We start from the raw sequence: 8,600 nt of genomic DNA on the forward strand, positions 1-8,600 counted from the left end.
ACGCCTGCGACGACGCCCGCGCCGAGCGCGGTGCCCGCACCGGTGCCGAGCGACAGGTCGGCGACGGCCGCGGCGAGCGCCGCGACCGCGGCCACCAGCAGCGGGGTGCCCGCGCCCTCGCGGGCGTAGCGCCGGCCGAAGCTGAGCCGGTCCGCCTCGGACTCGTCGAGCGCGCGAGTGTACGCGGCGTACTCCTCCGCAGCCGCCCCCGCCATCCCGTCCAGCGCGGCACGTGCCCGCGTGAGCAGCAGCTGCCCGTCGGTCCGCCCACCCGACCGCCGCACCTCCTCCTCCACCGCCCGCACCACCAACCGCTCGGCCTCACCCCGATGCCCGTCCCGCATACGTCCCCCTCCCCGCCAACTCCTGTGCGGAACAGTGTGCTTCGGGGCAAGGGGGAGCGCGAGGGGGCGTGGATCAGGAAGGGCGGTTCACCGCTCCAGAGCCCGCCACTGAGGGGCGAGCACCGCCCACACCTGCTTGTCGTGCCGCACGCCGTCGTAGGGCCACGCCTCGCGCCGCACCCCCTCCAGCGTCATACCGAGCCGCTGGGCGACCGCCGCGCTGCGGTCGTTGTCGGCCCGGCAGTGCCACTCGGCCCGGTGCAGGCCCCGTGTGTCGAACGCCCAGTCCAGCAGCGCGGCGCAGGCCAGGGTGATCAGGCCGTGGCCCTCGGCGGCCGGCTCCAGCCAGCAGCCGACCTCGCACGAGCCGGACGCGGTGTCGAAGGCGGTGAACATCACGCCGCCGACCAGGGTGTCGTCCCGCCAGATGCCGTACAGACGGGCGCCGTCGACGGCCTGGCGGGCGGCGTACCGCTCCAGCGTGGCCCGCGCGCCCGCCACGTCGACGGTGATGAACCCGGCGCCGACCCAGGGACGGATGTGCTCGCGGGCGCGGTCCATATGCCCGGCGAACTCCTCGGCGTGCCAGGACTCCAGCGGGGCGAGACGAGCGCCGTCGCGCAGGGCCAGCGAGAACATGAGGGCCTCCCCTTTGCATAACAAGTGTTACGGAAATGTACCGTGGCGGCATGCCACGTACCAAGGGAGATCACGAAGCGCGGCGGCGGGACGTCTCCGCGGCGGTCTGGCAGGTCATGGCGACGCGCGGCTTCGCCGGGCTGACGCTGCGTGCGGTGGCCGCCGAACTCGGCGCGACCACCGGCCTGCTCACCCACTACTTCCCGACCAAGCGGGCCCTGGTCGAGTACGCCCTCGACCTGCTGGAACAGCGCACCCTCGCCCGTCCCCGGCGCTCCACCGGACCCGGGCTCGCGGCGCTGCGGGACGCGTTGCTCGACATCCTGCCGCTGACCCCCGAGGCCGCCGACAGCAACCGCGTCTGGGTCGCCTCCTGGGACACCGCCCTCGCCGACCCGGCCATCGGTGCCGACCATGCCCGGAAGTACGCGGAGGGCCGGGCCCGCCTGGCCGAACGCGTGGCCGCCGCCCAGGCCCTCGGTGAACTGCCTCCCGGCGACCCGGACCGCATCGCGGCCGGCGCCCAGTCGTTCGTGCTCGGCCTCGTGGTGCAGAGCCTGCTCGACCCGGCCCGGTTCCCGCCCGAACGGCAGACGGAGCTGCTGGACGACCACCTCGCCGGCCTGACGGCCCGTCGCGCATGACCCCTTTTTTCGCGGTACGCGGGCTTCACTGCCCGCCCCCGGCCCCTGTGAGAGGCTGGATCGTATGAACCGGCTAGCCGACGTGACCTCGCCGTATCTGCTCCAGCACGCTGACAACCCGGTCGACTGGTACCCCTGGGGGCCGGAGGCGTTCGAGGAGGCCCGGCGCAGGGACGTGCCGATCCTGCTGAGCGTCGGGTACTCCGCCTGCCACTGGTGTCATGTCATGGCGCACGAGTCCTTCGAGGATCAGGCCACCGCCGACTACCTGAACGAGAACTTCGTCAGTGTGAAGGTCGACCGGGAGGAGCGGCCCGACGTCGACGCGGTGTACATGGAGGCGGTGCAGGCGGCGACCGGGCAGGGCGGGTGGCCGATGACCGTGTTCCTGACGCCGGAGGCCGAGCCCTTCTACTTCGGCACCTACTTCCCGCCCCGGCCCAAGCACGGCATGCCCTCCTTCGGGCAGGTGCTGGAAGGGGTGCACCAGGCGTGGGAGGGCCGGCGGGACGAGGTCACCGAGGTGGCCGGGAAGATCACGCGGGACCTCGCCCAGCGGGAGATCGTCCGGCACGCGGCCGGGGTGCCCGGCGAGGAGGAACTCGCGCAGGCCCTCCTCGGCCTCACCCGCGAGTACGACCCCCAGCGCGGCGGATTCGGCGGCGCGCCGAAGTTCCCGCCCTCCATGGCGCTGGAGTTCCTGCTGCGCCACCACGCCCGCACCGGCTCCGAGGGCGCCCTCCAGATGGCGGGCGACACCTGCGAGCGCATGGCCCGCGGCGGCATCTACGACCAGCTCGGCGGCGGCTTCGCCCGCTACTCCGTGGACCGCGACTGGGTCGTGCCGCACTTCGAGAAGATGCTGTACGACAACGCGCTGCTCTGCCGGGTCTACGCCCACCTCTGGCGCACCACCGGCTCCGACCTCGCCCGCCGCGTCGCGCTGGAGACCGCCGACTTCCTCGTCGCCGAACTCCGTACCGAAGAGGGCGGGTTCGCCTCCGCGCTGGACGCCGACAGCGACGACGGCACCGGCAGGCACGTCGAGGGCGCGTACTACGTCTGGACGCCCGAGAACCTGCGCGCCCTGCTCGGGGACGAGGACGGCGACCTCGCGGCCGAGTACTTCGGCGTGACCGGTGAGGGAACCTTCGAGCACGGCCAGTCCGTGCTGCAACTGCCCCAGCTGGAGGGGGTGTTCGACGCCGGGCGGATCGCCTCGGTCAGGGAGCGGATGCTCGCCGAGCGGTCCCGGCGCCCCGCGCCCGGCCGGGACGACAAGGTCGTCGCCGCCTGGAACGGCCTCGCCATCGCCGCCCTCGCCGAGACCGGCGCCTATTTCGGCCGCCCCGACCTGATCGAGGCCGCCGTCGCCGCCGCCGACCACCTGGTCCGGGTCCACCTCGACGAGCACGGCCACCTCACCCGGACCAGCCGCGACGGCCGGGCCGGGGCCAACTCCGGGGTGCTGGAGGACTACGCCGACGTCGCCGAAGGCTTCCTCGCGCTGGCCTCCGTCACCGGCGAGGGCGTCTGGCTGGACTTCGCCGGGCTCCTCCTCGACCAGGTCATGACCCGCTTCACCGACCCGGACAGCGGCGCGCTGTACGACACCGCCTCCGACGCCGAGCAGCTCATCCGCCGCCCGCAGGACCCGACCGACAACGCGACCCCCTCCGGCTGGTCCGCCGCGGCGGCCGCCCTGCTGTCCTACGCCGCGCACACCGGCTCCGACGCCCACCGGACCGCCGCCGAGCGGGCCCTCGGCGTGGTCAAGGCGCTCGGGCCGCGGGTGCCCCGGTTCGTCGGCTGGGGCCTGGCCGCCGCCGAGGCGCAGCTCGACGGCCCCCGCGAGGTCGCCGTCGTCGGCCCGTCCCTCACCGACGGGCGCACCGCGGCCCTGCACCGCACGGCCCTCCTCGCGCGTGCCCCCGGCGCGGTCGTCGCGGCGGGCACCCCGGACGGGGAGGAGTTCCCCCTGCTCGCCCACCGCCCCCTGGTGGACGGCGCGCCGGCCGCGTACGTCTGCCGGAACTTCACCTGCGAGGCCCCGGTCACCGACCCCGAGGCGCTGCGCGCGGCGCTGGACGACAACTGACCGAACCCGCCGCCCCGCACGGCTACTTCCCGGACACCCGCGCCCGTTACGATGCGCTGCCCGCCGCCCGGACGGGGTGGCGCATCCTGTGGGGGGAAGCCCGTGTTCGTGCTGTCCGTACTGCTGCTCATAGCGGCCGTCGTCCTGTTCCTCGTCGGACGCGGCAGAGCCGAGGCCGGCTGGAAGATCGGGGCCGCGATCGGCGCCCTGGGTGGGGTCCTGGCCGGCCTGTTCGCCTGTCTTCATGTGGTGAGCGCCTATGAGGTCGGCGTCCCGGTGACCTTCGGCCGGGTCGGCACCCCGCTGACCTCCGGCATGCACCTGAAGTCGCCGTTCACCGGCGTCACCTCCTTCTCCACCCGGCCGGTCGACCTCGACCTGAGCGGTGACGACCGGGTGGAGGTGCGCTCCTCGCAGGGCGGGGTGCTGTACGCGGACGTCACCATCAAGTGGGCCGTCGTCCCGCGCAAGGCGGTCGAGCTGTACCGGCTGGCGGGCAGCGAGGACGCGGTGCAGGAGCGGCTGGTGCTGCCGGACAGCCGCGAGATCGTCCGCAACGTCTTCGCCCGGCACACCAGCGAGGAGGGGTACGCCTCCGCCCGCGAGCGGATCAGCGCGGAGATCGAGCGCCAGGTGAAGGAGCGGCTGGCGCCGCGCGGGATCGACGTGACCACCGTCAACCTGCGCAATGTGCGGCCGTCGAAGCAGTTGCAGGGCCAGATCGACAAGAAGATCCAGCAGGAGCAGGCCACCGAGCGCGCCGTCGAGGCCGCGCGGACCGCCAAGGCGGAGGCCGAGCGCAAGCGGATCGAGGCCGAGGGCACCGCCCGCGCCAACAAGATCCTGGAGCGTTCCCTCAGCGACAAGGTGCTCTACAACGAGTGCCTGGACGCCTACCGCGAGGCCGCCAAGGCCCACCCGGTGTACGCCGTCCCCTGCGGCAGCGGCTCCGGCGGCACCCCGGTCATCGTGGACGGCACCAAGAACTGACGGCACCGAGAACTGACGGCGCGGGAAGAACTAGCCCAGCTCGGACCGGAACCGCACCGCCTCCGCCACGATCGCCTCCAACTGCTCGTGGTGCGCCCCCTTCCAGTACGCCCGCCCGCACTCCCCGCACGCCGCGAACACGTCGTAGGTGACCCGCGTGCCGGCCTGGAGCCGGTCGGCCACCTGGGACTTGGTGGCCGGACGCAGCGGGCCGTTGCAGGCGGTGCAGCGGGACCAGGGGGCCAGCTCCGGGGCGAACCGCTCCAGCACGTCCCGCAGCTGCTGCTCGGGCCGGGTGCTGTACACGTACGCCCCGGCCCACAGCTCCCGGCGGCGCAGCAGACCCCGGTCCCGGCTGAGCAGGACCCGGCGTTCGGCTGCCGAACGCGCGGCGAGCGCCGGGTCGCCGATGTCGGTGGACTCGTACGCCGTGTCCACGCCGAGCAGGCGCATCCGGCGGGCCAGGGTGCCCAGGTGCACGTCGAGCAGGAAGCGCAGGGGGGCGCCGGGCACCCGCTGGGGGCGGGGGACCGGGCCGACGTGGACGGACTCGCCGTCCGCCGGTACGTGGGAGCGGGGGACCTCGCGGCCGTCCACGGTGAGGATGCCGGCCTCGGTCAGCGGGATGCCGAGGGACTCCACCACATGGCCGAGGGAGGAGACGCCGTCGGTGCCGAGTTCGGCGGGGCCCGAGCGGTGGGCGTGCGGCACGAACAGGTGCAGCTCCGGGGCGACTTCGAGGTGGATCACGGGTCCGTTCACCCGGTCAGGATGGCACGCCCCCGTGCGGCCTCAGGCGTGCTGGTAGGCCACCAGCGAGATGCCGATGTAGTGCACGATGAACGCGGCCAGCGTGAGGGAGTGGAAGACCTCGTGGAAGCCGAACCAGCGTGGTGAGGGGTTCGGCTTCTTGATGCCGTAGACCACGCCCCCGGCGCTGTACAACAGGCCGCCGACGACCACCAGGACCAGGACCGCGACGCCGCCGGTGCGCATGAAGTCGGGCAGGAAGAAGACGGCGGCCCAGCCCATGGCGATGTAGCACGGGGTGTACAGCCAGCGGGGCGCGCCGACCCAGAAGACGCGGAAGGCGATCCCCGCCAGCGCGGCCGCCCAGATGCCCCACAGCAGCCACTGCCCCTTGCTGCCCGGCAGGAGCAGCAGGGTGAGCGGGGTGTAGGTGCCGGCGATGATCAGGAAGATGTTGGAGTGGTCGAGGCGGCGCAGGACGCGGTCGGCCCGGGGGCTCCAGTTGCCCCGGTGGTACAGCGCGCTGACACCGAAGAGCAGACACGCCGTCAGGGCGTAGATCCCACAGGCGATACGGCCGCGGGGGGAGTGGGCGAGAGCGGTGAGGACCAGGCCGGCGATGAGTGCGGCCGGGAACATGCCCAGGTGCAGCCAGCCACGGAGCCGGGGCTTCACGGGGTCCGGCAGGTTGAGCGCGGCGGAAACGGACGCAGTCATGCACCGCATCGTACCTACGGAACCGTAAGTTACGAATCAGTCCCGCTGGGTGGGTGGCCGAGGTCACCCACCTGCCAAGATCATCGTCTCACGCCCGCCTCGGGTCCCGCGCGCAAAGAATTCGCCATGTGTGGGCCAGGTGGGCGTAAAGAGGTGCGGACGTCAGCAGGGCGGACGGGAAACACGCCGTTTCGGGGGTACTCGCTCACCTGTGACGCCCTCTGGACATATGCGCACTCGCATCGGATGATCAAATGAGTGCGGTCGGTACCGGATGAGCGTCGACCCCGACCGGGGTTGCGCCTGGCATCCGGGCCGCAGCCCCCAAGGGGCCGAGAAATCCCTCACCCAGGGCCATAAACCCTCACTTAGGAGCGATCGTGGCGCGCGACAACGCGGCTCCCACCGTCATCCCGACCACCCATCAGGAACTGATCTCGTGGGTCGACGAGATCGCCGAACTGACCCAGCCGGACAACGTGGTCTGGTGTGACGGCTCCGAGGCCGAGTACGAGCGCCTCTGTGAGGAGCTCGTCGCCAAGGGCACCTTCACCCGGCTCGACCCGGTCAAGCGTCCCCACTCGTACCACGCGGCCTCCGACCCGACCGACGTCGCGCGGGTCGAGGACCGGACCTTCATCTGCTCCGAGAAGGAGGCCGACGCGGGCCCGACCAACCACTGGAAGGACCCCGCCGAGATGCGGGAGATCTTCCAGGGGTCCGGCGGCGAGGGCGGCCTGTTCCGGGGCTCGATGCGCGGCCGCACGATGTACGTCGTGCCCTTCTGCATGGGCCCGCTCGGCTCCCCGCTCTCCGCGCTCGGCGTGGAGATCACCGACTCCGCCTACGTCGCCGCCTCGATGCGCACCATGACCCGCATGGGCAGCGCCGTGCTGGAGCAGCTGGGCGAGGACGGCGAGTTCGTCAAGGCCGTGCACACCCTGGGCGCCCCGCTGGCGGCGGGCGAGCAGGACGTGCCGTGGCCCTGCAACTCCACCAAGTACATCTCGCACTTCCCCGAGTCCCGCGAGATCTGGTCCTACGGCTCCGGCTACGGCGGCAACGCGCTGCTCGGCAAGAAGTGCTACGCCCTGCGCATCGCCTCCGTCATGGCCCGCGACGAGGGCTGGCTGGCCGAGCACATGCTGATCCTCAAGCTCACGCCGCCGCACGGCGAGTCCAGGTACGTCGCCGCCGCCTTCCCCTCCGCCTGCGGCAAGACCAACCTCGCCATGCTGGAGCCCACCGTCTCCGGCTGGAGCGTGGAGACCGTCGGCGACGACATCGCCTGGATGCGCTTCGGCGAGGACGGCCGGCTGTACGCGATCAACCCCGAGGCCGGGTTCTTCGGCGTCGCGCCCGGCACCGGTGAGCACACCAACGCCAACGCGATGAAGACCCTGTGGGGCAACGCGGTCTTCACCAACGTCGCCCTCACCGACGACGGCGACGTATGGTGGGAGGGCATGACCGAGGAGCAGCCCGCGCACCTGACCGACTGGAAGGGCAACGACTGGACGCCGGAGTCCGGCACCCCGGCCGCCCACCCCAACGCCCGCTTCACGGTGCCCGCCGACCAGTGCCCGATCATCGCGCCCGAGTGGGAGGACCCGCGCGGGGTGCCGATCTCCGCGATCCTCTTCGGCGGCCGCCGGGCCAGCGCGGTCCCGCTGGTGACCGAGTCCTTCGACTGGAACCACGGTGTGTTCCTGGGCGCCAACGTGGCCAGCGAGAAGACCGCCGCCGCCGAGGGCAAGGTCGGCGAGCTGCGCCGCGACCCCTTCGCCATGCTGCCGTTCTGCGGCTACAACATGGGCGACTACATGGCCCACTGGATCGACGTGGCCAAGGACAAGGACCCGGAGAAGCTGCCCCGGATCTACTACGTCAACTGGTTCCGCAAGGACGGCGAGGGCAAGTTCGTCTGGCCGGGCTTCGGTGAGAACAGCCGCGTCCTGAAGTGGATCGTGGACCGCCTGGACGGCCGCGCCGAGGGCGTGAAGACCCCGATCGGCGTGCTGCCGGCGAAGGGTTCCCTGGACACCGAGGGCCTGGACCTCACCGACGCCGAGCTGGACTTCCTGCTCACCGTCGACGAGGAGGTCTGGCGCGAGGAGGCGTCCCTGGTGCCCGAGCACCTCGAGACCTTCGGCGATCACACGCCCAAGGAGCTGTGGGACCAGTACCGGGCGCTGGTGGAGCGCCTCGGCTGAGCGGGGTCAGTGGGCCGCGCTGAGTTCCCTCGGCGCGGCCAGCGCCGCCGTGTGGGCGTCCATCCGCTCGGCGGCCAGGATCGCGGCCGCTGTGTCCGCGCGCGAGGCGGCGACGACCAGGGCGCGGCCCGCGAGGGTGAGTGCCCGGCGGTGCAGCGGCGCCGGATCGGCGGCCGTTCCCGGCGTCGCCCGTACCGGGGCCCGG

General features: G+C 72.5%; 7 protein-coding genes and 2 pseudogenes. 4 read left to right on the forward strand and 5 right to left on the reverse strand.

Annotation, left to right across the window (positions count from 1 at the left end):
* Both GT030_RS17915 and GT030_RS17920 read right to left on the reverse strand, forming a co-directional pair.
* Positions 1–344, reverse strand: a pseudogene (locus tag GT030_RS17915) (hypothetical protein); the annotation flags it as partial.
* 87 nt (positions 345–431) lie between these two features.
* On the reverse strand, positions 432–983 hold the full coding sequence (locus tag GT030_RS17920) for a GNAT family protein (protein ID WP_161201949.1): 552 nt from the start codon (positions 981–983) through the stop codon (positions 432–434).
* Positions 984–1,033: 50 nt separating this feature from the next.
* Here GT030_RS17920 and GT030_RS17925 point away from each other — a divergent pair, with 50 nt between their 5' ends.
* From GT030_RS17925 to GT030_RS17935, 3 genes are all read left to right on the forward strand, one after another.
* Positions 1,034–1,627, forward strand: coding sequence for a TetR/AcrR family transcriptional regulator (locus GT030_RS17925; RefSeq protein ID WP_202460221.1), 594 nt, complete (start codon positions 1,034–1,036; stop codon positions 1,625–1,627).
* A 64-nt stretch (positions 1,628–1,691) separates the two neighbouring features.
* Complete coding sequence (locus tag GT030_RS17930; RefSeq protein ID WP_161201951.1) at positions 1,692–3,725, forward strand: thioredoxin domain-containing protein; 2,034 nt, start codon at positions 1,692–1,694, stop codon at positions 3,723–3,725.
* A 102-nt stretch (positions 3,726–3,827) separates the two neighbouring features.
* A complete protein-coding gene (locus GT030_RS17935; protein ID WP_161201952.1) occupies positions 3,828–4,715 on the forward strand; it encodes a prohibitin family protein in 888 nt (295 codons plus the stop codon).
* 30 nt (positions 4,716–4,745) lie between these two features.
* Here GT030_RS17935 and GT030_RS17940 read toward each other — a convergent pair whose 3' ends face one another.
* Both GT030_RS17940 and GT030_RS17945 read right to left on the reverse strand, forming a co-directional pair.
* Positions 4,746–5,477: a Mut7-C RNAse domain-containing protein gene (locus GT030_RS17940; RefSeq protein WP_161201953.1), complete on the reverse strand. Its 732-nt coding sequence runs from the start codon at positions 5,475–5,477 to the stop codon at positions 4,746–4,748.
* Positions 5,478–5,507: 30 nt separating this feature from the next.
* Positions 5,508–6,191 carry a hemolysin III family protein gene (locus GT030_RS17945; protein WP_161201954.1) on the reverse strand — a complete coding sequence of 228 codons (684 nt, stop codon included), beginning with the start codon at positions 6,189–6,191 and terminating at the stop codon, positions 5,508–5,510.
* A gap of 371 nt (positions 6,192–6,562) precedes the next feature.
* On the opposite strand from GT030_RS17945, the gene GT030_RS17950 reads away from it, so the two are divergent.
* Positions 6,563–8,395, forward strand: a complete 1,833-nt coding sequence (locus tag GT030_RS17950) for a phosphoenolpyruvate carboxykinase (GTP) (RefSeq protein WP_161201955.1) — start codon at positions 6,563–6,565, stop codon at positions 8,393–8,395.
* A 6-nt stretch (positions 8,396–8,401) separates the two neighbouring features.
* Here the strand turns inward: GT030_RS17950 and GT030_RS17955 are convergent.
* A pseudogene (locus tag GT030_RS17955) lies at positions 8,402–8,600 on the reverse strand (hypothetical protein); the annotation flags it as partial.

Origin of the sequence: Streptomyces sp. SID1328, from assembly GCF_009865595.1 — a bacterium.
GTDB lineage: Bacteria > Actinomycetota > Actinomycetes > Streptomycetales > Streptomycetaceae > Streptomyces > Streptomyces griseoluteus.

Excerpts from the sequence above, each read along its gene's own strand:
- GT030_RS17930 (WP_161201951.1), top strand. The coding sequence starts at position 1,692 with ATGAACCGGCTAGCCGACGTGACCTCGCCGTATCTGCTCCAGCACGCT.
- GT030_RS17945 (WP_161201954.1), bottom strand. The coding sequence starts at position 6,191 with ATGCGGTGCATGACTGCGTCCGTTTCCGCCGCGCTCAACCTGCCGGAC.
- GT030_RS17925 (WP_202460221.1), top strand. The coding sequence starts at position 1,034 with ATGCCACGTACCAAGGGAGATCACGAAGCGCGGCGGCGGGACGTCTCC.
- GT030_RS17920 (WP_161201949.1), bottom strand. The coding sequence starts at position 983 with ATGTTCTCGCTGGCCCTGCGCGACGGCGCTCGTCTCGCCCCGCTGGAG.